This is a genomic window from Neorhizobium sp. LjRoot104 (assembly GCF_964253725.1).
Lineage (GTDB): Bacteria > Pseudomonadota > Alphaproteobacteria > Rhizobiales > Rhizobiaceae > Neorhizobium.
The window spans coordinates 1100135-1125707 of the sequence record NZ_CAXURS020000001.1 but is presented as its reverse complement, the minus strand read 5'-3'; the positions used below and the strand labels follow the sequence as shown (position 1 = coordinate 1125707).

General features: G+C 62.4%; 22 protein-coding genes and 3 tRNA genes. 12 read left to right on the top strand and 13 right to left on the bottom strand.

Features of this window, described 5'->3' with window-relative positions; genetic code table 11:
* Window positions 1-562: 562 nt before the first annotated feature.
* From tuf to ACSQ8R_RS05705, 3 genes are all read right to left on the bottom strand, one after another.
* Window positions 563-1738 (bottom strand): elongation factor Tu, encoded by a 1176-nt coding sequence (tuf, locus tag ACSQ8R_RS05715; RefSeq protein ID WP_037088622.1) that lies wholly within the window; start codon window positions 1736-1738, stop codon window positions 563-565.
* Window positions 1739-2056: 318 nt separating this feature from the next.
* Window positions 2057-2130: transfer RNA gene (locus tag ACSQ8R_RS05710), tRNA-Gly, on the bottom strand.
* 25 nt (window positions 2131-2155) lie between these two features.
* Window positions 2156-2240: transfer RNA gene (locus tag ACSQ8R_RS05705), tRNA-Tyr, on the bottom strand.
* A gap of 202 nt (window positions 2241-2442) precedes the next feature.
* On the opposite strand from ACSQ8R_RS05705, the gene ACSQ8R_RS05700 reads away from it, so the two are divergent.
* From ACSQ8R_RS05700 to ACSQ8R_RS05685, 4 genes are all read left to right on the top strand, one after another.
* The gene (locus ACSQ8R_RS05700; RefSeq protein WP_436252488.1) at window positions 2443-3321 is read left to right on the top strand and encodes a TrmH family RNA methyltransferase; all 879 of its coding nucleotides are present in this window, start codon (window positions 2443-2445) and stop codon (window positions 3319-3321) included.
* Window positions 3322-3405: 84 nt separating this feature from the next.
* A complete protein-coding gene (cysQ, locus tag ACSQ8R_RS05695; RefSeq protein ID WP_436255386.1) occupies window positions 3406-4194 on the top strand; it encodes a 3'(2'),5'-bisphosphate nucleotidase CysQ in 789 nt (262 codons plus the stop codon).
* A 171-nt stretch (window positions 4195-4365) separates the two neighbouring features.
* Window positions 4366-5670 carry a UDP-glucose dehydrogenase family protein gene (locus tag ACSQ8R_RS05690; protein WP_436252487.1) on the top strand — a complete coding sequence of 435 codons (1305 nt, stop codon included), beginning with the start codon at window positions 4366-4368 and terminating at the stop codon, window positions 5668-5670.
* Window positions 5671-5863: 193 nt separating this feature from the next.
* Window positions 5864-6769 carry a transglycosylase SLT domain-containing protein gene (locus ACSQ8R_RS05685; protein WP_436255385.1) on the top strand — a complete coding sequence of 302 codons (906 nt, stop codon included), beginning with the start codon at window positions 5864-5866 and terminating at the stop codon, window positions 6767-6769.
* Window positions 6770-6823: 54 nt separating this feature from the next.
* Here the strand turns inward: ACSQ8R_RS05685 and ACSQ8R_RS05680 are convergent, their stop codons facing one another.
* Both ACSQ8R_RS05680 and ACSQ8R_RS05675 read right to left on the bottom strand, forming a co-directional pair.
* Entirely contained in the window at window positions 6824-7180 is a 357-nt protein-coding gene (locus tag ACSQ8R_RS05680; protein WP_436252486.1) for a hypothetical protein, read from the bottom strand.
* Between the two features lie 197 nt (window positions 7181-7377).
* Window positions 7378-7453, bottom strand: a tRNA-Thr gene (locus tag ACSQ8R_RS05675).
* 252 nt (window positions 7454-7705) lie between these two features.
* Between ACSQ8R_RS05675 and ACSQ8R_RS05670 the strand changes: the two genes are divergently transcribed.
* Window positions 7706-8479 carry an NAD kinase gene (locus ACSQ8R_RS05670; protein ID WP_436252485.1) on the top strand — a complete coding sequence of 258 codons (774 nt, stop codon included), beginning with the start codon at window positions 7706-7708 and terminating at the stop codon, window positions 8477-8479.
* Between the two features lie 48 nt (window positions 8480-8527).
* Here ACSQ8R_RS05670 and ACSQ8R_RS05665 read toward each other — a convergent pair whose 3' ends face one another.
* Window positions 8528-9184 carry a TetR/AcrR family transcriptional regulator gene (locus ACSQ8R_RS05665; RefSeq protein WP_436252484.1) on the bottom strand — a complete coding sequence of 219 codons (657 nt, stop codon included), beginning with the start codon at window positions 9182-9184 and terminating at the stop codon, window positions 8528-8530.
* A gap of 170 nt (window positions 9185-9354) precedes the next feature.
* Here ACSQ8R_RS05665 and ACSQ8R_RS05660 point away from each other — a divergent pair, with 170 nt between their 5' ends.
* The gene (locus ACSQ8R_RS05660) at window positions 9355-10560 is read left to right on the top strand and encodes a multidrug effflux MFS transporter (protein WP_436252483.1); all 1206 of its coding nucleotides are present in this window, start codon (window positions 9355-9357) and stop codon (window positions 10558-10560) included.
* Window positions 10561-10636: 76 nt separating this feature from the next.
* On the opposite strand, the gene prfB is transcribed toward ACSQ8R_RS05660, so the two are convergent.
* From prfB to ACSQ8R_RS05645, 3 genes are all read right to left on the bottom strand, one after another.
* A protein-coding gene (prfB, locus tag ACSQ8R_RS05655) for a peptide chain release factor 2 (RefSeq protein WP_436252482.1) occupies window positions 10637-11768 on the bottom strand; the annotation gives its coding sequence in 2 pieces (ribosomal slippage) (window positions 10637-11698 and window positions 11700-11768; 1131 coding nt in all).
* A gap of 111 nt (window positions 11769-11879) precedes the next feature.
* Entirely contained in the window at window positions 11880-14336 is a 2457-nt protein-coding gene (locus ACSQ8R_RS05650) for a penicillin-binding protein 1A (protein WP_436252481.1), read from the bottom strand.
* Between the two features lie 255 nt (window positions 14337-14591).
* Window positions 14592-15782 carry an N-acetylmuramoyl-L-alanine amidase gene (locus ACSQ8R_RS05645; protein WP_436255384.1) on the bottom strand — a complete coding sequence of 397 codons (1191 nt, stop codon included), beginning with the start codon at window positions 15780-15782 and terminating at the stop codon, window positions 14592-14594.
* Window positions 15783-16466: 684 nt separating this feature from the next.
* Here ACSQ8R_RS05645 and ACSQ8R_RS05640 point away from each other — a divergent pair.
* From ACSQ8R_RS05640 to aat, 6 genes are all read left to right on the top strand, one after another.
* Window positions 16467-19448, top strand: a complete 2982-nt coding sequence (locus tag ACSQ8R_RS05640; protein WP_436252480.1) for an Rne/Rng family ribonuclease — start codon at window positions 16467-16469, stop codon at window positions 19446-19448.
* Between the two features lie 305 nt (window positions 19449-19753).
* On the top strand, window positions 19754-20530 hold the full coding sequence (locus ACSQ8R_RS05635; protein WP_436252479.1) for a DsbA family protein: 777 nt from the start codon (window positions 19754-19756) through the stop codon (window positions 20528-20530).
* Window positions 20531-20663: 133 nt separating this feature from the next.
* Entirely contained in the window at window positions 20664-21101 is a 438-nt protein-coding gene (aroQ, locus tag ACSQ8R_RS05630) for a type II 3-dehydroquinate dehydratase (RefSeq protein WP_436252478.1), read from the top strand.
* Between the two features lie 28 nt (window positions 21102-21129).
* The gene (gene accB / locus ACSQ8R_RS05625; protein WP_436252477.1) at window positions 21130-21591 is read left to right on the top strand and encodes an acetyl-CoA carboxylase biotin carboxyl carrier protein; all 462 of its coding nucleotides are present in this window, start codon (window positions 21130-21132) and stop codon (window positions 21589-21591) included.
* 9 nt (window positions 21592-21600) lie between these two features.
* Entirely contained in the window at window positions 21601-22947 is a 1347-nt protein-coding gene (accC, locus tag ACSQ8R_RS05620) for an acetyl-CoA carboxylase biotin carboxylase subunit (RefSeq protein WP_436252476.1), read from the top strand.
* Between the two features lie 8 nt (window positions 22948-22955).
* Window positions 22956-23573, top strand: a complete 618-nt coding sequence (gene aat, locus ACSQ8R_RS05615; protein ID WP_436252475.1) for a leucyl/phenylalanyl-tRNA--protein transferase — start codon at window positions 22956-22958, stop codon at window positions 23571-23573.
* A 7-nt stretch (window positions 23574-23580) separates the two neighbouring features.
* Here aat and ACSQ8R_RS05610 read toward each other — a convergent pair whose 3' ends face one another.
* The 4 genes from ACSQ8R_RS05610 to ACSQ8R_RS05595 all read right to left on the bottom strand — a co-directional run bounded on the left by ACSQ8R_RS05610 (window position 23581) and on the right by ACSQ8R_RS05595 (window position 25570).
* Window positions 23581-24000: a DUF2155 domain-containing protein gene (locus ACSQ8R_RS05610; protein WP_436252474.1), complete on the bottom strand. Its 420-nt coding sequence runs from the start codon at window positions 23998-24000 to the stop codon at window positions 23581-23583.
* Between the two features lie 77 nt (window positions 24001-24077).
* The gene (locus tag ACSQ8R_RS05605) at window positions 24078-24476 is read right to left on the bottom strand and encodes an NADH:ubiquinone oxidoreductase subunit NDUFA12 (protein ID WP_436252473.1); all 399 of its coding nucleotides are present in this window, start codon (window positions 24474-24476) and stop codon (window positions 24078-24080) included.
* Between the two features lie 103 nt (window positions 24477-24579).
* Complete coding sequence (locus tag ACSQ8R_RS05600) at window positions 24580-25041, bottom strand: N-acetyltransferase family protein (RefSeq protein WP_436252472.1); 462 nt, start codon at window positions 25039-25041, stop codon at window positions 24580-24582.
* A gap of 22 nt (window positions 25042-25063) precedes the next feature.
* Entirely contained in the window at window positions 25064-25570 is a 507-nt protein-coding gene (locus ACSQ8R_RS05595) for an N-acetyltransferase family protein (RefSeq protein WP_436252471.1), read from the bottom strand.
* Between the last annotated feature and the right edge of the window lie 3 nt (window positions 25571-25573).

Below are 25573 nucleotides of genomic sequence, written 5' to 3'. Positions count from 1 at the left end.
CCTGAGCTTTCCTCCGGACCGGTCGAATGCCTCGGCAAAGCGAAGAGCCGAATGCGCCGTTTCGGCGCCGCCTGCGGGGATTTTCGCCTGGGAGCAGGCCGGAGGAACGGGTTTTCAATCGTCATCAGAATGGAGCTACCCCCGCTCAGTAGAGGCCCCCCAAATGATCGACAGAGACCTTCCCGGGATCGGTCGGCGTGCGATTCGCAAGGGGAAGCGACTGACGGCGCCGCGCTCACGCCGGTAGAGGTGACCGCCGACAGGCATTTGCGCTTGCTTCGCAACCGGTCACCGGGCGGCGACCCCTCGCCTCGGACGGATGGCTGCCCGCTTCTCTGCCAGCAGCCGTCAATTCCGCGATCGGCTGCAGGCCCGTCAGCGCGTGGAACTCGGCAAATCTGCGATGCGCCGGGCCGCCGCCAAACTCATTCCCGTTGCGAGAGCGAGCTTTTTTCCAAAACTCACTCTGCGTGAGCCGCCCGGCCGACTCGGCGTCAGCGCCTGAAAGCGAAAGGCCCCGCCGTTGCCGGCAGGGCCTTTGTTATTTCGATGTCGCTATCGATTACTCGATGATCGAGGCGACGATGCCGGCGCCGACGGTGCGGCCGCCTTCGCGGATCGCGAAGCGCAGCTTTTCTTCCATCGCGATCGGAACGATCAGCTCGACGGCAACCGTGACGTTATCGCCAGGCATGACCATTTCGGTGCCTTCCGGCAGCGATACGATGCCCGTCACGTCCGTCGTGCGGAAGTAGAACTGCGGACGGTAGTTGGTGAAGAACGGCGTATGACGGCCGCCTTCTTCCTTCGTCAGGATGTAGGCTTCGGCCATGAACTTCTTGTGCGGCTTGACCGAACCCGGCTTGCAGAGAATCTGGCCACGCTCGACGCCGTCACGGTTCACGCCGCGGACGAGTGCACCGATGTTGTCGCCGGCCTGGCCCTGGTCGAGCAGCTTGCGGAACATTTCAACGCCGGTCACCGTCGTCTTCGAGGTCGGGCGGATGCCGACGATCTCGACTTCTTCGCCGACCTTGACGATGCCGCGCTCGACGCGGCCGGTCACGACCGTACCACGACCCGAGATCGAGAACACGTCTTCGATCGGCATCAGGAACGGCATGTTGATCGGACGCTCAGGCGTCGGGATGTAGGCGTCGACGGCGGCCATCAGCTCGCGGATCGAATCTTCGCCGATCTTCTTGTCCGAATCTTCCAGTGCGGCCAGCGCCGAACCCTTGATGATCGGAATGTCGTCGCCCGGGAAATCGTAGGACGACAGAAGTTCGCGCACTTCCAGCTCGACGAGCTCGAGAAGCTCGGCGTCATCGACCTGGTCGACCTTGTTCAAAAACACGACGATCGCCGGAACGCCGACCTGACGGGCGAGCAGGATGTGCTCGCGGGTCTGCGGCATCGGGCCGTCGGCAGCCGAGCAGACCAGGATCGCGCCGTCCATCTGGGCAGCACCGGTGATCATGTTCTTGACGTAGTCGGCGTGGCCGGGGCAGTCGACGTGGGCATAGTGGCGGGCCGGCGTCTCGTATTCGACGTGGGCCGTCGAAATGGTGATGCCGCGCGCCTTTTCTTCAGGAGCCGCGTCGATCTGGTCATAGGCCTTGTACTCGCCGAAGTACTTCGTGATCGCGGCCGTCAGCGACGTCTTGCCATGGTCAACGTGACCGATCGTGCCAATGTTGACGTGCGGCTTGTTGCGCTCAAACTTGCTCTTTGCCATTGAATGCTTCCTGTGAACATAAGTGTGGACCCGGCGACCGGGTTTGGTGTCGCCGTTTAAGGCTTTCCACTAGAATGCGCAAGACATAATTACGACGCGCGCCGGGACAAGGGGGGCGGGCGAAATCGGCCGGAAAACGCCCGGGGACAACCCGGTTCAGCACCTACCGACTTCAAGATCCAGACCGGCTCTTACTTCGGGCTTCAGCGGGTTTGCGAGCGCCAGCGCCGCAAAAAGCTACGTATCCAGCCCGCCTCAACAAGAAACCGGAAAACGCGGCACCAACCGGCACACGTCTATGTAAATCGTTGGAGATTGTGGAGCGGGTAGCGGGAATCGAACCCGCGTATTCAGCTTGGAAGGCTGCTGCTCTACCATTGAGCTATACCCGCGGTGTGGTGTCCGATCAGAGACGAATGGTGGAGAGAGTTGGATTTGAACCAACGTAGGCTGAGCCAACGGATTTACAGTCCGTCCCCTTTAACCACTCGGGCATCTCTCCAGTTTTTCGTCCGGATCGTGAGACCAAGTTCGTCAGACCGTGAAGCTTGCCGCCCCTCGATCTGCGCCGCGTATATGACCGCCTCGTCCGCATCTGTCAACACGAGCTTTGTGCAAAAATGACGAAAATAAATCAGTCGTTCCAACGAGCGCTTTCTCTATCCGGGGCTTTGCCCGGAAAGCGCGGATGGCTATAAGGCCTGATGAGCAAGGACGACAAACAAGATAAATCCACCCGCGACACCCATTACGCGACGCTTCGGCGCGCCGTGCGCGATGCCAAGCGCGAACGCGGAGAAATTCCGACGCCTCCGCAGAGGCGGCCGAAATCCAACAAGGACTGGAAGCCGCCGCAGCTTCAGGCGGAACAGGTCTTCCTTTATGGCCTGCATACGGTGCGGGCGGCCCTCGACAATCCCGAACGCAAGCTCATCAAGCTGTCGGTGACGCAGAACGCCTTCGCGCGGCTCGATATCGGCGAGCCGGAGACGCTGTCCTTCCCGGTCGAATTCGTCTCGCCGCAGGATATCGACAAGGTGCTCGGACCCGAGGCCATCCACCAGGGCGTGATGCTGGAAACACGCCCCCTGCCCGTGCGCCGGCTGGAAGGCTTGAAGGCAAGTCCGCTCCTGCTGGTTCTCGACCAGGTGACCGATCCGCACAATGTCGGTGCGATCATGCGCTCAGCCGTCGCCTTCGGGGCCGGCGCGATCATCACCACCCAGAGACATAGCCCGACCGAATCCGGCGTGCTCGCCAAATCGGCGTCCGGTGCGCTTGAGCTCATACCTTATATACAGATTACCAATCTCGCCGACGCGATCGAGGAACTGCACCGGCTCGGCTTCCAGACGATCGGGCTCGATTCGGAAGGCCCCGCCCCGCTCGAAGGCACGTTTGCCGGCGACCGGATCGCCCTGGTGCTCGGCTCCGAGGGCAAGGGCCTGCGCCAGAAGACCCGCGAGACGGTCAACGCGCTTGCCCGCCTCGACATGCCGGGCGCGATCAAATCGCTCAACGTCTCGAACGCCGCAGTGATCGCCCTCTACGCGACACAGCAGCATCTCGCCAAGGTCGGTTGACTGCGCCGTTTAAGACTCCCAAGAACGGGGTAAACGTGTCATTGGAAGTCTAAGCAACTGACGTGACCACCTGCCATGGAATTCATGCTCGCCACATTCGAAAAAGCCGCGCTTCTGGCCGGCAAGGCCATCCTGGAGATCTACAGGGCTGGACCGAACACCAGCTACAAGGCCGACCGGTCCCCGGTCACCGAGGCGGACGAGCGGGCTGAAGAAATCATCCTTGCCGAGCTCGCCCAAGCCTTTCCGGAGATTCCGGTGATCGCGGAAGAATCGGTGGCGATGGGGCGCATCCCGTCGATCGAAGGGCGCTCCTTCATGCTTGTCGATCCGCTCGACGGCACCAAGGAGTTCATCAACAACCGCGAGGATTTCACGGTCAACATCGCGCTGATCGAGAACGGCGCGCCTATCCTCGGCGCCGTTTATGCCCCCGCCCTCAAGGTCGCCTATCTTGGCGGCGGCGGACGGGCGGAAAAACTCGTCGTCGATGACGCGTTCGCGGTGACGAGCCGGGAACCGATCGCCGCAAGGCCGGTCGGGAGCCGGCCGATCTGCGTCGCGAGCCGCTCCCACAATTCCGCCGAGACCGAGGCCTTCCTCGAAAAATCAGGCGCCGCCGATATCCGCTCGATCGGTTCCTCGCTGAAATTCTGCCTGCTGGCGGAAGGTGTCGCCGATCTCTATCCCCGCTTCGGCCGAACCATGGAATGGGACACGGCCGCCGGAGATGCCGTATTGCGCGCGGCCGGCGGCAGCACGGTCACACTCGACGGGGCGCCGCTTACCTATGGCAAGACCGGCCGAGCAGACATGCTGGATTTCGCCAACCCGGATTTCATCGCCTGGGGATCGCGGCCCGGAAAGTCGTAGCCGTCGTCCCATTGTCATCGCCCGGTAACATTGCCCAGTCAGGGCGACCGTCTGGAGTAACGCCTGGCCCAAGCCTGATGCGGAGAGCCAAGCCGACGCGTTGCATTCCCTTTCGGATGCGCTTAGGAAACCGCTGCGCGTGAGATTGCCGGACAAGGATGAGGATTATTGATGCGTATCGTGATGGTTGGATCGGGTTATGTCGGCCTCGTGTCGGGAGCCTGCTTTGCGGATTTCGGACATGACGTGATCTGCGTCGACAAGGCGGCCGAAAAGATCGAGGCCCTGAAAAAGGGCGTCATCCCGATCTTCGAGCCGGGCCTCGAGGCGCTGGTCGAATCGAACGTCAGATCCCGTCGTCTTTCCTTCACCACCGATCTCGGCCCGGCCGTGGCCGATGCCGATGTCGTCTTCATCGCGGTCGGCACGCCGTCGCGCCGTGGCGACGGCCATGCCGACCTCGGCTATGTGCATGCCGCAGCACGCGAGATCGCCGAAGCGCTGACCGGCTTCACCGTCATCGTCACCAAGTCGACCGTTCCTGTCGGAACCGGCGACGAGGTGGAGCGGATCATCCGCGAAACCAATCCGGATGCGGATTTCGCCGTCGTCTCCAACCCCGAATTCCTGCGCGAAGGCGCTGCGATCGAGGATTTCAAGCGCCCGGACCGGATCGTCGTCGGTCTTTCCGACGAACGCGCCCGCGGGGTGATGACCGAAGTCTACCGGCCGCTCTATCTCAACCAGTCGCCGCTGCTCTTCACCAGCCGCCGCACTTCGGAACTGATCAAATACGCCGCGAACGCCTTCCTCGCCATGAAGATCACCTTCATCAACGAGATGGCCGACCTCTGCGAGCGGGTCGGCGCCGACGTCCAGGACGTTTCGCGCGGTATCGGCCTCGACGGGCGCATTGGCTCGAAATTCCTGCATGCCGGCCCCGGCTATGGCGGTTCCTGCTTCCCGAAGGACACGCTGGCGCTCGCAAAGACCGCCCAGGATTATGACAGCCCGGTCCGCCTGATCGAAACCACCATCGCCGTCAACGACACCCGCAAGCGCGCCATGGGCCGCAAGGTGATCGCGGCGGCCGGCGGCGATGTGCGCGGCAAGAAGGTCGCCGTCTTCGGGTTGACCTTCAAGCCGAACACCGACGACATGCGCGACAGCCCCGCCATCGCCGTCATCCAGACGCTGCAGGATGCAGGCGCGATCGTCTCCGGCTATGATCCGGAAGGCATGGAAAACGCCAGGCAGATGATGGATATCGAATTCGCCAGCGGTCCCTACCAGGCAGCGGAGGGCGCGGATGTCGCGGTTCTGGTCACCGAGTGGAACGAATTTCGCGCACTGGATCTCGAACGGCTGAAGTCCGTCATGAAGAGCCCCGTCCTCGTTGATCTGCGCAACGTCTATCGCGCCCGGGAAGTCGAAGCGCACGGCTTTGCCTATTCCGGCGTCGGAAAACTGCACTGAAGTAGGCCGGAAAACGCCGGGCCGGCGGCAACTTCCGGCTCGGCCCCCGGGGTTGCGCCGCGCTCGCCGGTCCTGCCGATCTCTTCCGGAGCAATCCGGGCGACAGGCATTCCGGCCGCCTGTTCTTGTCGCGAAGGCTTTCAAGCCGGGACTTGATTAGGCATATTACATGGCGATGATGTTTCGCCGCCTCATGCAGACAGGTTTCTGCTTGTCTTTGGCCGTCCCGCCCTTTGGCGGGAGCATCGTTGCTGCCGACGAGGCCCCCGCTTCGAAATGCCTATACGAGCGTGCGACCGCAGACGGGAATGGCCGGTTGTGCATCCGTCCCGAAACCTACAACGAGGATCTCTGCCGCGTCATGGAACGGCTGGCAGTTGCGAACGGACTGCCGCCGGAATTTTTCGCGCGCCTGATCTGGCGGGAAAGCCTATTCCGGCCGAACGCGGTGAGCCCGAAAGGCGCCGAAGGCATCGCCCAGTTCATGCCGGCGACCGCGAAGATCCGCGGCCTGCAAAACAGCTTCGATGTCATAGAAGCCCTGGCCGCGTCCTCGCTCTATCTCAGGGAGCTGCGAGACCGTTTCGGCAATCTCGGCCTTGCTGCCGCGGCTTATAATGCCGGTGAGGCCGGGCTGGAAACATTCCTGAGGGTCGGACGGCTGCCGATCGAGACGCGCGACTACGTGTTTGCGATTACCGGTCACCCGGCGGAGACATGGAGGGACAACCCGCCGAAGACGGCGGCGCAGGCCCTCGCCCCCCAAAAAAACTTCTACGACGGATGCGTGCAGCTTGCAGCGACGAGGCGTCTCAACGAGACCGTCCTGATCGCCTCGGCCGATTGGGCGCCATGGGGCGTGCAGCTTTCCGCCCACTACAATCCGAATATCGCCAGCCAGCTGTTTGCCAACACGATCGGCAGACTGCCGGCGCCGCTCAACTCGGAACGGGCGCTGGTCGTGCGGCAGAAGCGGGGCAATTTCGGCTATCGCCCCCGCTATGCGGCGCGGATCGGCCGCGCCACCAGAGCCGAGGCGACCGACTTGTGTAACAGGATCAGGGCACGGGCGGTGCCCTGCACCGTTTTCAGGAACTGAAGCGGCATGCGGCACGCGGAAGCAGACCTCCCACTTGCCGCCCAGCATTCTCCGTCAGCAGTACTGTGCCTGCCCGGTCGCCCGAGTCCCATCCGCATTGGTCGTGGCGGAGCCGGAACCCTGCGGCAGGTTGTTGGACGGGCATTTGGAGCCGCCCGAATTGCCAACCGTACTGCCGGTCGTATTGGAATCAAGCATACCGCTCCCCGCTCCATTCAGCGGACCAGTGGTATTGCCGTTGAGCGTACCGGAGCCGCTGGCGCCCGAACCCGAAACGGATCCGCTGGCTCCCGCAGACCCTGAGCCCGAAGCGGCGCCGGATCCTGATCCGGTTCCCGAGCTCGACTGGGCAACTGCGGCAGTGGCGAGACCGAGCGACAATGCGCCAACGGTGACTATCTTTACAAACATTGGGTTTCCTCTCGTGGGACTTTGAGACATGCCCTACGAAGGCTCTAACCCGGTCGGTCGCATAAGGTTTCCGGGATTCTCCGCGGCCTCACCTGTTGTGGACAATGGCGAGGCAGAATCCGGCGCTGCCGCGGTCTCGGCGAAGTCCGCCGTAGACCTCGACCTGAGAAATTGACACCAAATGCTCGGATGAAAAATGGTGCCCCCGCCAGGGTTCGAACCCGGGACCCCCTGATTACAAATCAGGTGCTCTACCAACTGAGCTACAAGGGCACTTTCGAGTGGGGAGTTACCAGATTTTCCCCTCCTGTAAAGAGAAAATCGCCGTAACATCACACACCATGCATTCGAGTTGCGTTGTTTCACTCACCGGCGATGGCGCAAGGCGCTTGTCCAAAAGCCTGTTTTTCCTGTACTTAATGCCGTCGCGCCGGCATGCTCCTGTCACAGGCTCGTGTTGGCTCAACTGGTTTCAGCGTCCCTTGCGCGGCCCCGTCGGGCGGCGGCACCCTCAAAGGCCCGTTCATGTCGTCCCAGACGAACAAGCTCTCCATCATCGCCTCGACGGCCCCGGAAGCCCAATCCGCGCTGGAGGACCTCGTGCGGCTCTACGGCAACGTGCCGACCGCGGAGGCCGACGTGATCGTCGCGCTTGGCGGCGACGGCTTCATGCTGCAGACGCTGCATGAAACGATCAATACGGGAAAAAGCGTTTATGGCATGAACTGCGGTTCGGTCGGCTTCCTGATGAACGACTATCGCGCCGAGAACCTCCATGAGCGGGTGGGCGAATCGATCGAGAACGAATTTCATCCACTCAAGATGACGACGGTGAACGACGATGGCTCGACGTCGGTCGCCCTCGCCATCAATGAGGTCTATCTTTTCCGGCAATCCTATCAGGCGGCCAAGCTCAGGGTCGAGATCGACGGCCATGTGCGGCTGGAGGAGCTGATCTGCGACGGCCTGATGATCGCCACGCCGGCCGGTTCGACAGCCTACAATCTCTCGGCGCATGGGCCGATCCTGCCGCTGGAAGCGCCGCTGCTCGCCATGACGCCGGTCTCGGCCTTCCGTCCGCGGCGCTGGCGCGGCGCGCTGCTGCCGAACCATGTCTGTGTCGATATCCACATCCTCGAAGCGGAGAAGCGGCCGGTCAACGCGGTTGCCGACAATACGGAGGTGAAGTCGGTGCTGAAGGTGCGGGTAGCACAATCGACCGAAATCACCGCGCGCATCCTTTCCGACCCCAACCATTCCTGGTCCGACCGGATTCTCGCCGAGCAGTTCAACAACTGACTCAGCGCCAGCTCACCGCTCATGAAGCCTGCTGCCCTCGCGTGAAGCTCAGCGCTTCGGGGTGAAGGCGCGCAAAAACGTGCGGGTGGCGTTCGCCGCCATCTGGTCGATCTCCGATTCCGGCGTCTGGCGGCCAAGCTGCTGGTCGTAACGCAGGTCGCTCGCGAGAAGTGCCATATACTGGCGGGCGGCAAGCGCCGGATCGTCGATTTCGAGATAACCGCCATGGGCGAGCTGCGCCAGGCGGGCCGCAATTGCCGGATATTTCTTGCCCGGCCCGTATTCCTTCCAGGTTTCGAAAAGCTCGGGGAACCGGGCGCCCTCGGTCTCGACCACCTTGCGCAGCCAGCGGCCGTTCGGGTCGCAGATCGCCTTGCGCAGGAGCTGGGCCGAGAAATGCGTCAGTTCCGCCTCGATATCCTCGGGCGCCACCGGGAAAGTATCGAGGACGCGGAAGAAACCGGCGCTGGAGCGGTCGGTGATTTCAGCGACCACGACCTTGAAAAGATTATCCTTGTCGCCGAGCTGATTGTAGATCGTCTGGCGCGATACCCCTGCCCTTGCGGCGATCGCATCGATGCTGGCGCCGCCAAAGCCCTGCTCGGCGAAAACATCGGCTGCAGCGTTGAGGATAGCCTGGCGCTTGTTCTGCGCCGGGGGCCAGGTGTCGTAATCGCGCGAAAGCTCGGCAGACGAATTTTTCATGACATCACCATAGCGGGGCTTGACGGATTGGACAATTGTGTCCAAAATCTTTTACATGATTGTTTAGGCCCATCCTCCCGTATCTGGCCGGCTCTCATATTCATCTCCCATAATCGTCCTCGCCCTGCCGTTACCACGGCAGATGTGGTGACGGGAAAGGTTTTTTCCAAATGCAAAGCAGAGCTCCTTCGCATGCCCTGTCGCTCGGGCTGCTCTCGGCTATAGGGCTTTTCGCCCTCGACATGTATCTCCCGGCATTGCCGACCATCAGCGCAAACCTCAATGCCGACAGCCATGAGGTGCAGGCGAGCCTGATCTCCTTCTTCGCCGCCATGGCGGTTTCGCAGATCGTCTACGGCCCGCTCTCCGACATGTTCGGCCGCAAGAAGCCGCTTTATGTCGGTCTCGCCCTTTATGCCATCGGGGCGGTCGGCTGCGCATTGTCGCCGTCGATCGAGTGGCTGATCGCCTTCCGGTTCCTGCAGGGCATGGGCGCCTGCGCCGGCGTCGTCATCTCCCGCGCCATCGTCCGCGACCTGCATACCGGTCCGGCCGCGGCCCAGCTGATGTCGCGGCTGATGCTGGTGTTCAGCGTCTCGCCCATCCTCGCCCCGCTTGCCGGCAGCATCGTCACCGTGTTCGGCGACTGGCGGCTGATCTTCTGGGTGATGGTCGGCGCGGGTGCGGTCGGCGCCGTCGTCGCCGTTTTCTTCCTCGAAGAAACCCGGCTGCCGGCTGCGCGCAGTGAAAGCAGCCTCGCCGGCGCGCTCAAATCCTATGGCACGCTGCTGCGGGACCCCTACTATCTCGGGCTGGTGCTGATCGCGTCCTTCGGCATGTCGAGCTACATGATCTACGTGGCCAACTCGTCCTTCGTGCTGATCCAGCACTACGGCCTGTCGCCGACCTTCTACAGCATCGTCTTCTCGTGCAATGCGGTCGCCTTCATCGGCATGTCGCAGTTGAACGGCTGGCTCTCCCGCAAGATCGGGCTCCGCAAAGTGATCCGCGGCGCAGTGTTCGGCTATTCGACGATGATGGTGCTGCTGGCACTGGTCACCTCGCTCGGCGTCGATCGTCTCGACGTCATGGCGGCCTTCCTGTTCGGCGGCTACGGGTTCCTGGGCATGATCATTCCGACGGCGGCGGTGCTGGCGCTCGAACACCACGGCCGGATCGCGGGTACGGCGTCGGCGATGATGGGCACGATCCAGTTCGTCACCTCGGCGGTCGTGATCGGCCTCGGCGGCATGTTCGTGGACGGCACCTCGCTGCCGATGGTCACGGTCATCGCGATGTGCTCGGTGGTGGTTTTCCTGCTGTCGCTGGTCGTGCTGCGCAGCCAGCGCGGTGCGATGGCGGCTGCGGCGGAATAGTCCCCGCCTTACCTGGCAAAAAGAAGCGGCCGGGCTTTGCAGTCCGGCCGCTTTCGTTCGTGCTTCTTCAAAATCCTCAGTCGACGTCGGCGACGTCCACATCCGGCTTGCCGCTGATGCGGTGCGCCAGGGCCGCTTCCATGAACGGATTGATATCGCCGTCCAGCACGTCGTCCGGCGCCGTGCTGGTCACGCCTGTCCGCAGGTCCTTGACCAGCTGGTAGGGCTGCAGGACGTAGGAGCGGATCTGGTGACCCCAGCCGATATCGGACTTGGAAGCCGCCTCGGCGTTGGCCGCGTCCTCGCGCTTCTTCAATTCCGCCTCGTAAAGCCGCGCACGCAGCATGTCCCAGGCCTTGGCGCGGTTCTTGTGCTGCGAACGTTCCTGCTGGCACTGCACCACGATGCCCGAGGGAATGTGGGTGATGCGCACCGCCGAGTCGGTGGTGTTGACGTGCTGGCCGCCGGCGCCCGAAGACCGGTAGGTGTCGATGCGGCAATCGCTCTCGTTGATCTCGATGTTGATCGAGTCGTCGATGACCGGATAGACCCAGATGGACGAGAAGGACGTGTGACGGCGCGCGTTGCTGTCATAGGGAGAAATGCGGACCAGGCGGTGCACGCCCGATTCGGTCTTCAGCCAGCCATAGGCATTGTGGCCCTTGACGAGAATAGTCGCGGACTTGATGCCGGCTTCTTCGCCGTCATGAACTTCCAGAAGCTCGACCTTGAAACGCTGGCGCTCGGCCCAGCGGGTATACATGCGCAGCAACATGTTCGCCCAGTCCTGGCTTTCCGTGCCGCCGGCACCGGAATGGACTTCGACATAGGTGTCGTTGCCATCCGCCTCGCCCGAGAGCATGGCCTCGACCTGGCGCCGGCCGGATTCCGCCTTCAGCGCCTTCAGCGCCTCCTCGGCTTCCTTGACGATCGCTTCGTCGCCCTCTTCCTCGCCGAGTTCGATCAGCTCGATATTGTCGTTAAGCTGCTGCTCCATGGCCTTGACGCCATTGATGCCGTCATCGAGCTGCTGGCGCTCGCGCATCAGTTTCTGCGCTTCGGCGGCATCGTTCCAGAGGTTCGGATCCTCCGCCTTGTTGTTCAACCAGTCCAGTCGTCTTACCGCCTGATCCCAGTCAAAGATGCCTCCTCAGCAGGCTTATGGCCTGCTTGATTTCGTCGACTACATTGATGATTTCCGCACGCATGGCGCTTGTTCTTCGCTCTTGGTGTTGGGGTTTTAGGTGCCGTGGACATAGTTGCAGCGAGCCCGGATGTAAAGCCCGGGCACCTCGCCAAGCCATTCGCTTCCGGCAGGATCAGAACAGTCCCGGCATGCCGGAGGTGACCGCCTGCTGGGCCTGGGGCGAGTTGGTGAAGATCTGGTCCTGGGTCATGTATTCGCCGTCGCCGATGACCTGGAAGACGTCGGCCGGGCCGGTGCCGGGCTTGAAGGCTTCGACGATCGTGTCCGGCTCGCCTTCCATGGCCGCCATGCCGGTCTTGCGGTTGACCGCGACGAGCTGCATGCCGTCCGGCACATGGAATTTTTCAGCCGGTGTCAGCTTGGCGGCCTGGGCCAGGAACTCGCCGAAAATAGGCGCTGCAAGGCCGCTGCCGGTGCCGGCACGGCCGAGGGGTGCCGGCGTGTCGAAGCCGACATAAAGACCGGCGACCAGGTTCGGCGTGAAGCCGACGAACCAGGCGTCCTTTTCGTCGTTGGTGGTGCCGGTCTTGCCGGCGACATCACGGTCCTTGACCGGGATCTTGCCAGCCGCGGTGCCGCGCTGGACGACGCCCTGCATCATCGAGGTGATCTGGTAGGCGGTCATCGGGTCGAGAACCTGCTCGCGATTGTCGACGATGCTCGGTTCTTCCTGGTTGGCCCAGTCATTGGCGTTGCAGCCGTCGCAGGCGCGTTCCTCATGACGGAAGATGGTCTTGCCGTAACGGTCCTGGATGCGGTCGATGACGGTCGGCTTGATCTGCTTGCCGCCGTTGGCGATGACCGCATAAGCCGAGACCATGCGCATGACGGTGGTCTCGCCGGAGCCGAGCGACATGGCGAGAACCGGCAGCATCTTGTCGTAGATGCCGAAACGTTCGGCATATTCGGCAACCAGTTCCATACCCATGTCCTGCGCCAGGCGCACGGTCATCTGGTTGCGGGATTTCTCGATGCCGGTGCGCAGCGTCGATGGGCCGCCCGCCTCGCCGCCATAGTTTTCCGGCCGCCAGACCTGACCGCCGGAGACGATCTCGATCGGGGCGTCCAGGATGACCGAAGCCGGCGTATAGCCGTTGTCGAGCGCGGCCGAATAGACGAACGGCTTGAACGACGAACCTGGCTGGCGCATTGCCTGGGTGGCGCGGTTGAATTCGGATTGCGAATAAGAGAAGCCACCCGCCATCGCAAGAACGCGGCCCGTGTTCGGGTCCATGGCGACGAAACCGCCCTGGACCTTCGGCGGCTGGCGCAGCCTGTAGGTCCTGGCCTGCGGATTGATCGGCTCCACGTAAACGACGTCGCCCGGCTTCAGCACGCCGTCCGGCGATTTCGCCGGCTTGCGGGTGTTGGTCGAGTCGCGATAGGCCCATTTCATGTCGTCGCCGTTGATCGTGCCGGTCTCGCGAGCCGCATCGACCTTGCCGGCCGCATCAGACGAGGGCTGCAGGCCGATCGTGGCGGACTTCGCCGAGACCTCGGTGACGACCGCGAGCTTCCATTCCGGCACGTCCGAAAGCGATTTCTGCTTGGCGAGTTCCGGCCCCCAGTCGCCAATCATGGCGATCTGTGCGATCGGCCCATGGAAACCGCGGCGCTCGTCATATTCCACCAGACCGTTCTGCAGGGCGGTGCGGGCGATGACCTGAAGGTCGGGATCGAGCGAGGTGCGCACCGAAAGGCCGCCCTCGTAGAGCGCCTTGTCGCCGTAACGCTCGATGAGCTGGCGACGCACTTCTTCGGAGAAATAATCCGATGCGAAGACATGGGCGCCGGTACGGCGCTGCTTGACGCCGAGCGGCTGCTTCTTGGCGTCCTCGGCATCGGCCTGAGTGATGTAGCCGTTCTCGGCCATGCGGTCGATGACCCAGTTGCGACGCTCGAGCGCCGCCTTTTCGCGACGGAAAGGATGGTAGTTGGCCGGTCCCTTGGGAAGGGCGGCAAGATAGGCGGCCTCGGCCGTCGTCAGCTCGGTCACCGACTTGTCGAAATAGGTGAGCGCTGCGCCGGCGATGCCGTAGGAGTTCAGGCCGAAAAAGATCTCGTTCAGGTAGAGTTCGAGGATCTTGTCCTTCGAATAGGTCTGCTCGATGCGGAAGGAGAGGATCGCTTCCTTGACCTTGCGGTCGATCGTCTGGTCGGCGGAGAGCAGGAAGTTCTTCGCCACCTGCTGGGTGATCGTCGAGGCGCCTTCCGGGCGACGGCCGGAACCGAGGTTCTGGAGGTTCGAGAGGACGGCTCGCCCAAGACCCGTGATGTCGATGCCGGGATGGCTGTAGAAATTCTTGTCTTCAGCAGAAAGGAACGCCGCCTTGACCCGATCCGGCACCGCCTGAATGGGCAGGAAGAGGCGCCGTTCGCGGGCATACTCCGCCATCAGGGCACCGTTGCCGGCATGAACGCGGGTCGCGACCGGCGGCTCGTAGGAGGCAAGCACCTCGTAGTTCGGCAGGTCCTTGGTCATACCGGTGAGGTAGATACCCACGCCGGCAGCCACGACCAGAAACAGGACGCAGGCCAAACCAAAGAGATAACCAATCAATCTTACCATATCGGAGCTACCGTTCAGCTTTCATTCGGCGCGTAAAACACACCATCGCATGGTTAGAGGCGTTTTGCACGGTGATTGCACCAGCGCAAGGCGAAAGCGGATCAATTGCCCCTCGTCCTTTGCGCCTGGTAATCCCCGAGTAACCGCCCGAATGTGAGTAAAATAGGGCTCTTATCTGCAATTTCCGGTAACCGGCATCCCCTGCACCATATTCGCCAGCGCCTGTGGCAGCCGCGCCACGCGCGTCAGCCAGAATCAGCCGCCGTTCGCCACCGCGCGGTCGCGATAGCGCCTGATCGCGTCGACCATGCGATCAATCACCTTGGAGCGCCACGACTCATCCAGCAGCAGCTTTTCGTCTTCGACATTGGACAGGAAGCCAAGTTCGAGCAGCACCGACGGAATGTCCGGTGCGCGCAGAACCTGGAAGCCCGCATAACGGTGGGGATTGTTGATGAGCCCGATCTGCCCTTCGAAGGACTGGACGACATTGGTGGCGAGCGCGATCGAAAACGCCTGGGTCTCGCGCCGGGTCAGGTCGAGCAGGATATCGGCGACCTCGGGCGGGCCGCTCTGGAGCGTGTAGCCCGCAAGCTCGTCGGACAGGTTTTCGCGCGCGGCAAGGTTTTCGGCCATGCGGTCGGAGGCCTTGTCGGACAGGGTATAGACGGTCGCGCCGCGAATGTCCTTCTGGCCGAGCGTGTCGGCATGCAGGGATACGAAGAGATCGGCGTGGCCCTGGCGGGCAAGCGTCACGCGCTCGGAGAGCGACAGGAACGTATCGTCGTCGCGGGTCAGGAAGGCCTTGATACCCTCGACCTTGTTCAATCGTTCGGCAAGCGTCCTGGCGAACGCAAGCGTGATGGTCTTCTCCGGCGTCTTGGTGCCCGCCCCCGTCGCGCCGGCATCGATCCCGCCATGCCCGGCATCGACCGCAACCGTAAAGACATTGTCCTTCTCGGCCATCGCCAGCGCGTCCGGAGCCGCCGCAGTCGATGTCGCCCAGTTCTGGGTCTTCACCAGATCGGCAAAAACGTCCCTGGACGTCATTTCCGCATCCAGGACCAGCCTGTAGCTGCCGTTATCGTTGGATTGAACCTCGGCGATCGACAGTTTCACCGGCCTCTTGGCGGTCAGCACGATGCGGGCGCTCGACTCACCCATCGTGCCGTAGCGGATATCCTTGAAGAGACCGCGCGCGGACAGATCCTCGGCGGGGAAGCCGAAGGCGGTTGCCGGCAGATCGACGATCACCCGTTCCGGCGCGGCGACGTAATGGACGGAGAATTCGGGTTTTTTCTCGAACTCTATGACGATCCGGGTGCGCGCCTCGTCGCCGGCGACCCGCGCGCTGAAGGCGAGAAGCGGCGGCTGCGGCGTCGCGCGCGCGGAACTCAAGGGAGGTGTCGAGACGAAGGCTGCCAAAAGAAGAACCGCGCAAGCGATTCGCGCAAAAAAACGCTGCGGGCGTCCGCCGCAGGCCCTCGCCGCGCTTGCCTTTAAATCCGCCCTCAAAACGCCACTCGCATTCAAAGCCCCGCCGCCTATCGGCCAACCCGCGTCAAAGTGCCCGTTTCAGAAGGCATCTGCATGTCCAAAGACGCGAATCATCCGCCCGTTCCCTGCCATCCATAAGGGGTCTAATTCCATCGAGAATATGGCAAACTTGGCTTTTCCCTTGCTATTGTGACAGATAAACCATACAACGCCGGTGAGGGTTAAAGTGTTGACGGGATAGTCTGCCGATAGGCTGGCCAGCCTCTTCAGGACCTGGCGCCGAAGACCGACAGTCATCCGCCGTCGCTACACTTTTCCTGATACTCGATCCATCCGGCGGTGGCCGGAATAGTACCGGGTGGCGTGCCACCCACCGCTCATGCGGAGCACATTCATCGGGCCCATGCGGGCCTATGGTATCGTCATTCTCGTTTGGTTTTTGATGTCGCGGCACAATTTGCAGAACCTGGAGGGACTGAGGGAGCAATGCTCCCCATCATCTTTCCGGTTGCCGTCACAACCGCGCCCGACGGGAACATTTTTATCCGGCGCAACGACCGTATTGCATGACGGGCCTGTCCTCGTGGCAGGCTTTTCTGCATTCTCCCGGCGGCGCCGAGGAGCAGAATTTCAATGGCAGACAAAATGCTTATCGACGCGTCTCACGAAGAGGAGACGCGCGTAGTTGTCGTTCGCGGTAACCGGATCGAGGAGTTCGATTTCGAATCGCAGCATAAGAAACAGATACGCGGCAATATCTATCTGGCGAAGGTGACGAGGGTGGAACCCTCACTGCAGGCCGCCTTCGTCGATTACGGCGGGAACCGTCACGGCTTCCTCGCCTTTGCCGAAATCCATCCCGATTACTATCAGATCCCGCTTGCCGATCGTCAGGCGCTGATGCAGCAGGAAGCCGAGGATCAGCGCAAGATCGCCGAGGCGGAAGCCGCTGATCCGGTGGTCGATCTTGCCAACCAGGATCAGCCGGATATCGGCATCTCCACCCCGGCAGCCGCCGCCGAGCCCGCAAGCGAAGCCGGCGCGGAAGCAACCGAGGCGAGCCCGGCCGAGGCGGTCGCCGCCGAAGCGGCTGAAAAGCCGAAAGCCAAGCCGCGCCGCAGCCGCGCCCGCAAGAAGCCGGTAGAAGAAGCAGCGGCTCTTGAAGCCGGAGCGTCCGAGGGTGAAGGCGTTCCTTCCTCCGAAAACAATGACGACGACAGCTCGACGCCCGGCGAAATGGCCGCGATGGTCGAGACCGATTCGATTTCGGAAGACGTCGACGCCCGCCGCGGCGGCCGCAACGACGATTTCGATGACGACGACGATGACGATCACGGCGAGAAGGAAGTGATCGAGTCGGTCGGCGCCGAAGACGCCATGGAAGAAGTTCCGGACCGCGTCGTGCGCAAGCCGCGCAAGCAGTACCGCATCCAGGAAGTCATCAAGCGCCGCCAGATCCTGCTCGTGCAGGTCGCCAAGGAAGAGCGCGGCAACAAGGGCGCTGCTCTCACCACCTATCTTTCGCTTGCCGGCCGTTACTCGGTGCTGATGCCGAACACGGCGCGTGGCGGCGGCATTTCCCGCAAGATCACCCAGCCGCAGGACCGCAAGCGCCTGAAGGAAATCGCCCGCGAACTCGACGTGCCGCAGGGCATGGGCGTGATCCTGCGCACCGCCGGTGCGAACCGCACCCGCGTCGAAGTCAAGCGCGACTTCGAATACCTGATGCGCCTTTGGGAAAACGTCCGCACCCTGACGCTGAGCTCGACCGCCCCTACCCTCGTCTACGAGGAAGGCTCGCTGATCAAACGCTCGATCCGCGACCTCTACAACAAGGACATTTCCGAGATCATCGTGTCCGGCGAAGAAGGCTATCGTGAAGCGAAAGACTTCATGAAGATGCTGATGCCGAGCCATGCCAAGGTGGTTCAGCCCTATCGCGACCTGCATCCGATCTTCGCCCGCTCGGGCATCGAGGCGCAGCTCGACCGCATGCTGCAGCCGCAAGTGACGCTGAAGTCCGGCGGCTACCTGATCATGAACCAGACGGAAGCTCTCGTCGCCATCGACGTCAACTCCGGCCGTTCGACCCGCGAACACTCGATCGAGGAAACGGCGCTCCAGACCAACCTGGAGGCGGCAGAGGAAGTCGCCCGCCAGCTCCGCCTGCGCGACCTTGCCGGCCTGATCGTCATCGACTTCATCGACATGGAAGAGAAGCGCAACAACCGCGCCGTCGAGAAGAAGCTGAAGGATTGCCTGAAGAACGACCGCGCCCGCATCCAGGTCGGCCGCATCTCGCATTTCGGCCTCTTGGAAATGTCGCGCCAGCGCATCCGCGCTTCGGTTCTCGAATCGACGACGCAAATCTGCACCCATTGCGGCGGCACCGGGCATGTCCGCTCGCAGTCGTCGGTCGCCCTGCATGTGCTGCGCGGCGTCGAGGAATATCTGCTCAAGAACACCACGCATGACATCACCGTGCGCACCACGCCGGAGATCGCGCTCTATCTCCTCAATCACAAGCGCAGCAGCATCGTCGATTACGAGAACCGCTTCGGCGTCTCGATCTTTATCGAATCGGATGTCAGCATCGGCTCCAGCCACTTCGCGATCGATCGCGGCGAGCCGGTCGAAAACCCGGTCAAGATCGAAAGCCTGATGCAGTTCGCGGCCATCCCCGTCGAAGAGGATGATGACGACATCATCATCGAAGCCGACGAGGAAGAAGAAGATGAGACGGTTGCAGCGGCGCAGCCGGCAGCGGCCAATGCCGAGCGCACCCAGCAGCAGGGCGATGACCCGAACGGCCGCAAGCGCAAGCGCCGTCGGCGTCGTCGCAACCGTGGCGGAGAAAAGGGCGCAGACGCCCAGAGCGCCCAGGGCGGCAGCGACGACATGGCCGACGGCGACGAGGACGGCGATGAAGGCGAGGACGACGTTTCCGAAGCCGGCGACGCATCCGACGCAACTACTGCCGCCGATTCGGACTCGGAAGAAAACCGCCGCAAGCGCCGTCGCCGCGGCAAGCGCGGCGGTCGTCGCAATCGCAACGGTGAGGACGGACAGGAGCTGAACGCTTCGGAGGACGGCGACGCAGCCGACGAAGACGCATCCAGCGAAGATGTCGCCGCAGCACCGGCAGCAGCCGTAGCGGAGGCCTCCGAAGAGGTGGCAGCCGAGGCCGTGCCGGCTCCCGCCGAGACGGAAGCGGCACCTGGCGGCAAGTCGGAAGCCAAACCGCGCCGTTCGCGTCGTGGCAAGGCAGCGACTGCGACCGACGCACCGGCCGCGGAAGAAGTTCAGGCGACTGTCGCCGCTCCGGCTCCGGTGGAAACCGTCGTCGAGCAGGTCGAGGCAGCACTCGGCGAAGAGCCGCAGGCTCCCGAGGCAGCTCCGGTCGCACAGACTCCCGTCGAGGAAGCACCCGCAGCAGCAGCCGAGCAGGCAGATGCCGGCGAAGCGAAGCCGGCCCGAGCCAACCGCGCGTCCAACATCTCGTCCTCAGCCGAGGCTGTGGTGAAGAGTTCCGACCCGGTGGCGGCTCCCGAGGCCGAAAATGACCCTTCAAAGCCGAAAAAAGCCGGCTGGTGGCAGCGCCGCGGCTTCTTCTGAGCCTGACGAGAACCGATGAAACGGCCGCGCAAAACGCGGCCGTTTCTGTTTTACGCCGCGTTTCAGGCTGAGAAACTGCATCAACCTCCTGCCGAAGTGAATCCGAAAACCCAGCCAGCCCCTTGAAATCAGACTCCATTCCCCGTCGGGTTCGCCATCCGGCCAAGCGTCATACGCAGTTGTGAACTGGCGGAAACCGGGGGGAAATGATTTTGAGGTTTTTTGCAAAGCCCGACTGGCTTACTTTGGGCACAAATCGCAACAATGGTGTGCGGGATTCGTGCGCCCGACCCAAGAGGATATGGATGACCCGCCTGTTCAAGACGCCCGTTTTCAAGACATTGGCCGCCGGCTCGATGCTGGCCCTGGCACTTTCCACAGCCGCCCCGGCTGTCGCCCTGGACGACCAGCAGAAAAAGGAAATGGGCGCGTTCATCCGCGAATACCTGATCCAGAACCCGGAAGTGCTGGTCGAGGTTCAGAACGCGCTGGAAGCCAAGCAGCAGGCCCAGCGTGTCGATCAATCCACCAAGGCCATCGCTGACAACAAGCAGGAGATCTTCTCCTCGCCGAGCGACATCACGCTCGGCAATCCGAAGGGCGACGTCACGGTCGTCGAGTTCTTCGATTACAATTGCGGCTACTGCAAGCGGGCGCTTTCCGACATGGACGACATCCTTTCCAAGGACAAGAACGTCCGCTTCATCCTGAAGGAATTCCCGATCCTCGGTCCGGACTCGGTCGCCGCCCACCGGGTCGCCAACGCCGTGCGTCTGGTCGCGCCTGAGAAATATGCGGAGTTCCACCGCGAACTGCTCGGCGGAAAACCTCACGCCTCGGAGGCGACCGCCATTGCAGTCGCCAGCGCGCTCGGCGTCAAGGAGGCGGCGATCCGCAAGTCCATGGCCGACCAGCCGAACGACGACCTGGTGCGCGACGCCTACCGGCTCGCCAACGCGATCGGCATCACCGGCACGCCGACCTACGTGGTCGGCGACGAAGCCGTGTTCGGCGCCGTCGGCCTCGAGACGATCGAGCAGAAGGTCGAGAACGTACGTGCCTGCGGCAAGGCGACCTGCTGACAGGGCAAACCCAAACAGATAGCTGTTCCATCGCAGTGGACTCACGGGCTTTCGGCGCGGCGGGGGCTTTCCCTTGCCGCCTCGCCGGTCTATAGGTGGCCCCTGAATTTCTGCATGGAACAATAAATCAGTGATGAGCAAGACGATCTTCGTCCTCAATGGCCCCAATCTCAATATGCTGGGCAAGCGCGAGCCGGGCATCTATGGCGCGGCGACGCTGAAGGACGTCGAGAAGGACTGTATCGCAGCCGGCAGGGAACTCGGCTTCGATGTCGATTTTCGCCAGAGCAATCATGAAGGCGTGCTGATCGACTGGATGCACGAGGCCAACGAAAAGGCCGTGGGCGTCGCCATCAATGCCGGCGCCCTTACTCACACCTCGATCGCCTTGCACGACGCCATCAAGGCGATCTCCGTGCCGGTGATCGAACTTCATATCTCGAATGTCCATGCGCGGGAGGAATTCCGCCATCATTCGATGATCGCACCGGCGGTAAAAGGCGTGATCTGTGGTTTTGGCACCGCGAGCTACATTCTGGCGCTGCACGCCTTGAAATCCATTACCGCCTGACAAGATAAACAGAACAATAGGGTTTGCCATGTCTGACAAGAAGAACGGTATCGACAAGGGACTGATCCGCGACCTCGCGAACATCCTCAACGAGACCGACCTCACCGAGATCGAAGTCGAACAGGACGATCTGCGTATCCGCGTGTCCCGCGCCGGTACGACGCAGTATGTCCAGGCCCCGATCGCAGCACCCGCCTACGCCCCGGCTGCCGCAGCCGCTCCGGTTGCCGCTGCCGCGCCCGCAATCCAGGACAACAAGAACGCCGTGACGGCGCCGATGGTCGGCACCATCTACCTCTCCCCGGCCCCGGGCTCGCGCGCCTTCGTCGAAGTCGGTGCCACCGTCAAGGAAGGCCAGACGCTGCTGATCATCGAGGCCATGAAGACGATGAACCAGATCCCGTCGCCGCGCTCCGGCAAGGTCACGGAAATCCTGGTCAACGACGCTCAGCCCGTCGAGTATGGCCAGCCGCTCGTCATCATCGAGTAAGGCGCATCCATGATTTCCAAGATCCTCATAGCCAACCGCGGTGAAATCGCGCTTCGCGTGCTTCGCGCCTGCAAGGAACTCGGCATCGCGACCGTCGCGGTCCATTCCACCGCGGACGCCGACGCCATGCATGTCCGGCTCGCCGACGAAAGCGTCTGCATCGGCCCGCCGCCGTCGCGCGACAGCTATCTGAACATCCACCAGATCGTCGCCGCCTGCGAAATCACCGGCGCCGACGCCGTACACCCGGGCTACGGCTTCCTGTCGGAAAACGCCAAGTTCGCGGATATTCTCGACGCGCACGGCATCACCTTCATCGGTCCGACCGCCGACCATATCCGCATCATGGGCGACAAGATCACCGCCAAGCAGACCGCGCAGGAACTCGGCATCCCCGTCGTTCCCGGTTCCGATGGCGAGGTGAAGCCCGAGAACGCGATGGAAATCGCCCGGCAGATCGGGTTCCCGGTGCTGATCAAGGCAACCGCCGGCGGCGGCGGACGCGGCATGAAGGTCGCCAAGACCGAAGCCGATCTCGACGAAGCCGTATCGACCGCCCGTTCCGAAGCGCTCGCCGCTTTCGGCAATGACGCCGTCTACATGGAAAAGTATCTCGGGAAGCCCCGCCATATCGAAATCCAGGTGGTCGGTGACGGCGAAGGCAATGCGATCCATCTCGGCGAGCGCGACTGCTCGCTGCAGCGCCGCCACCAGAAAGTCTGGGAAGAAGCCAATTCCCCTGCCCTCAACGTCGAGCAGCGGATGAAGATCGGCGAAGTCTGCGCCGATGCGATGCGCAAGCTGAAATATCGCGGCGCCGGCACGATCGAGTTCCTCTACGAGAACGGCGAGTTCTATTTCATCGAGATGAACACCCGTCTCCAGGTCGAACACCCGATCACCGAAGCGATCACCGGCATCGACCTCGTGCACGAGCAGATCCGCGTTGCCTCCGGCGGCGGCCTGTCCGTCAAGCAGGAGGACATCGTGTTCTCCGGCCACGCCATCGAATGCCGCATCAATGCCGAGGATCCGCGCACCTTCGTGCCGTCGCCCGGCACGATCACGCATTTCCACGCACCGGGCGGCCTTGGCGTGCGCGTCGATTCGGGCGCCTATGCCGGCTACAAGATCCCGCCCTATTACGACAGCCTGATCGGCAAGCTGATCGTGCATGGACGCACCCGCGTCGAATGCATGATGCGCCTGCGGCGTGTGCTGGACGAGTTCGTCGTGGACGGCATCAAGACGACGCTGCCGCTTTTCCAGGATCTCGTCGACAATCCGGATATCGCCAACGGCGATTATGACATTCACTGGCTGGAGCAATATCTCGCCGGCGACAAGACGCATTAGGGAGATCGATGGCAGGGCGACGCGGCAGATATTACCCGGCGATAACCCCGGAAATCCTGTTGCGCGCCTATTCCATCGGCCTTTTCCCGATGGCCGAATCCGCCGACGACCCGGAAATCTTCTGGGTCGAACCGGAAATGCGCGGCATCCTGCCGCTCCACGACTTCCACGTTTCGAAAAGCCTCGCCAAGGCGGTCCGCAGGACCTCGCTGGACATCCGGTTCGACACGGCCTTCGAACGGGTGATCGCCTTCTGCGCCGAGCCCGCCGGGGACCGGCAGAGCACCTGGATCAACTCCACCATCCGCAAGCTTTATATCGAATTGCACCGCATGGGCCACGCGCATAGCGTCGAGGCCTTCGAGGGCGATGAACTGGTCGGCGGTCTCTATGGCGTCTCGCTCGGCTCCGCCTTCTTCGGCGAGAGCATGTTTTCCAGGCGCACCAACGCCTCCAAAATCTGCCTCGTGCACCTTGTCGAGCGGCTTCGGAAACACGGCTTTACCCTGCTCGACACGCAGTTCACGACCGAACATCTGAAGACGTTCGGCGCAATCGACATCCCCAAGGACGACTATCTCAAGCTGTTGAGAACCGCGGTCGATTCGCCGCATTTGAGATTCTGAAGGAAGATCAGTTGGTCGCTTTCGGCGGCGGCACATCGGACTTCTGTTTGCAGCCGGTCAGCCAGACGTCGTAGATGGGATGCTCGACGGCATTGAGGCCGGGGCTGTCGGCGAACATCCAGCCGGTGAAAATCCGGCGGATCTTGCGGTCGAGGGTGATCTCGTCGACTTCCACGAAACCATCGATCTTCTGGGCTTCCGTCTCGTCGCGGGAATAGCAGACCTTTGGCGTCACCTGCAGCGCGCCGTACTGGACCGTCTCGTTGACATAGACGTCGAACGTGGTGATGCGACCGGTGATCTTGTCTATGCCGGCAAAGACCGCGACCGGGTTGCTCAGCCGCGCCGCAGATACACCATCCGCCGCAAGCACGGATGCCAGCGCGATCAAAGCGCCGATCATTGGCTTGCGTGGAAAAACCGTCATCAATCCCATTATGCTTCCCGTCTCGGCAGATCCCGTCGGCATCGACCCCTAGAGATCGAATGTGGCCAAAACAGGTGTCAGTTGCCGGGCGTCCAGGCGTCGTAATCGCCCGTAACGCGGGGACGTTCACCGGTCGCGGCAAGCGAGCCCTGCGGGCGATAGGCAAGCGGCGTGCCGGTGCCGTTCGGCTTGTGCGCCTTTTCCCATTCGCGCGCCTTGTAGTCTTCCTTGGACGGAGGAACGTCGGTGCGGTAATGCATCCAGCCGTGCCAGCCGGGCCCGATCGCGGAGGCTTCTGCGTAATCCTTGTAGATCACCCACCGCTTCGGCTTGCCCCAGGAGGTCATCGGGCCTTCGTAATAGACATTGCCGAGTTCGTCTTCGCCGACCTTCTTGCCGAAACGCCAGGTGAAGAACCGGGTGCCCATGGTCTGTCCGTTCCACCAGGTGAAGATCTGCAGCAGGAGGTTTTTCATGGATGTTCCGTCGGCTTGGCAAACAGGATGACGATCGAAGTGGTTGATCCGCTTATGCCGCTTGGCGCCTTCGATGTCCAGTGATTCCAAATGTCGCGCACGGTCATTTGAGCTTCATCTTGAAGCCGAAATGGCTTTTGGCGAAGCCGAGCCGTTCATAAAAACGATGCGCGTCGGTGCGCGCCATGTTGGAGGTGAGCGTGACCTGGCGGCAATCGCGGCGCCTGGCTTCCTCGACCGCATGTCCGATCATCCGGGCGCCGATGCCCTGGCCGCGCATGTCGCTGCGTGTCTGCACCGCTTCCAGGATCATCGACAGCGATCCCCGGCCCGTCAGGGTACGGTTGAAGAGGATCTGGAACGTGCCGACCACCTCGCCTTCCCGTTCGGCGACGAAGAGCTGTTCGTTCTGCGAGGCATCGATGACGTTGAAGGCGCGCAGGTAGTCGTCGAAGGCGGCCTCGTCCGTCGTGTCGCCATGGCCGCCGACGTCATCCGCCGCAAACAGGGCGATGAGTTCGGGAAGATCGGCTTGCCGCGCCCTGCGGATCACGATATCGGCCATGCAAAAAGTCCTCCTCGGTGGATCAGCGCAACTCCAGCCGCTTCTCCATGATGATCGCCGGCAGGCCGGAATTGGGAGCACCCCATTCCTCCATCCGGTCGACCTCGGAAAACCCGAGCCGCTCGTAGAAGGACATCGCGCGCACATTCGGCAGCGCCACTTCGACCCGCATGATCTCGGCATCCGGAAAGCAGGTTTCGAGTTCGGCGAAGATATCCCGCCCGATACCCTCGTTCTGGCAGGACGGCTTGACGTAGAGCTGATGCAGCATCGCCGTCTTCACCATTTTCGGATACATGGCCGCATATCCGATGCCGCCGATATTCTTGCCGTCGTCGGCAACCAGGAACTCGCCGCCGCGCTTCTGGATGCGCGCCTTGACGGCGGCGGGAGAATGCCAGCCGTCGACCATTTTCCTGACCTTGTCGGCCCCGTAGAACGGATCATAGGTATCGTGAAAGGTCACCGCCAGCAGGGCGCGGATCTGCTCGACGTCAGCTTCACCGGCGGTGCGGACGAAGTAGACCATCGG

Coding starts and splice junctions, on each gene's coding strand:
- aroQ (WP_436252478.1), top strand. CDS start 20,664: ATGAGCAAGACGATCTTCGTCCTCAATGGCCCCAATCTCAATATGCTG.
- ACSQ8R_RS05635 (WP_436252479.1), top strand. CDS start 19,754: ATGACCCGCCTGTTCAAGACGCCCGTTTTCAAGACATTGGCCGCCGGC.
- ACSQ8R_RS05670 (WP_436252485.1), top strand. CDS start 7,706: ATGTCGTCCCAGACGAACAAGCTCTCCATCATCGCCTCGACGGCCCCG.
- ACSQ8R_RS05660 (WP_436252483.1), top strand. CDS start 9,355: ATGCAAAGCAGAGCTCCTTCGCATGCCCTGTCGCTCGGGCTGCTCTCG.
- ACSQ8R_RS05605 (WP_436252473.1), bottom strand. CDS start 24,476: ATGAAAAACCTCCTGCTGCAGATCTTCACCTGGTGGAACGGACAGACC.
- accC (WP_436252476.1), top strand. CDS start 21,601: ATGATTTCCAAGATCCTCATAGCCAACCGCGGTGAAATCGCGCTTCGC.
- ACSQ8R_RS05685 (WP_436255385.1), top strand. CDS start 5,864: ATGCAGACAGGTTTCTGCTTGTCTTTGGCCGTCCCGCCCTTTGGCGGG.
- ACSQ8R_RS05665 (WP_436252484.1), bottom strand. CDS start 9,184: ATGAAAAATTCGTCTGCCGAGCTTTCGCGCGATTACGACACCTGGCCC.
- cysQ (WP_436255386.1), top strand. CDS start 3,406: ATGCTCGCCACATTCGAAAAAGCCGCGCTTCTGGCCGGCAAGGCCATC.
- ACSQ8R_RS05680 (WP_436252486.1), bottom strand. CDS start 7,180: ATGTTTGTAAAGATAGTCACCGTTGGCGCATTGTCGCTCGGTCTCGCC.
- aat (WP_436252475.1), top strand. CDS start 22,956: ATGGCAGGGCGACGCGGCAGATATTACCCGGCGATAACCCCGGAAATC.
- tuf (WP_037088622.1), bottom strand. CDS start 1,738: ATGGCAAAGAGCAAGTTTGAGCGCAACAAGCCGCACGTCAACATTGGC.
- ACSQ8R_RS05700 (WP_436252488.1), top strand. CDS start 2,443: ATGAGCAAGGACGACAAACAAGATAAATCCACCCGCGACACCCATTAC.
- ACSQ8R_RS05640 (WP_436252480.1), top strand. CDS start 16,467: ATGGCAGACAAAATGCTTATCGACGCGTCTCACGAAGAGGAGACGCGC.
- ACSQ8R_RS05595 (WP_436252471.1), bottom strand. CDS start 25,570: ATGGTCTACTTCGTCCGCACCGCCGGTGAAGCTGACGTCGAGCAGATC.
- ACSQ8R_RS05690 (WP_436252487.1), top strand. CDS start 4,366: ATGCGTATCGTGATGGTTGGATCGGGTTATGTCGGCCTCGTGTCGGGA.
- accB (WP_436252477.1), top strand. CDS start 21,130: ATGTCTGACAAGAAGAACGGTATCGACAAGGGACTGATCCGCGACCTC.
- ACSQ8R_RS05650 (WP_436252481.1), bottom strand. CDS start 14,336: ATGGTAAGATTGATTGGTTATCTCTTTGGTTTGGCCTGCGTCCTGTTT.
- ACSQ8R_RS05610 (WP_436252474.1), bottom strand. CDS start 24,000: ATGACGGTTTTTCCACGCAAGCCAATGATCGGCGCTTTGATCGCGCTG.
- ACSQ8R_RS05600 (WP_436252472.1), bottom strand. CDS start 25,041: ATGGCCGATATCGTGATCCGCAGGGCGCGGCAAGCCGATCTTCCCGAA.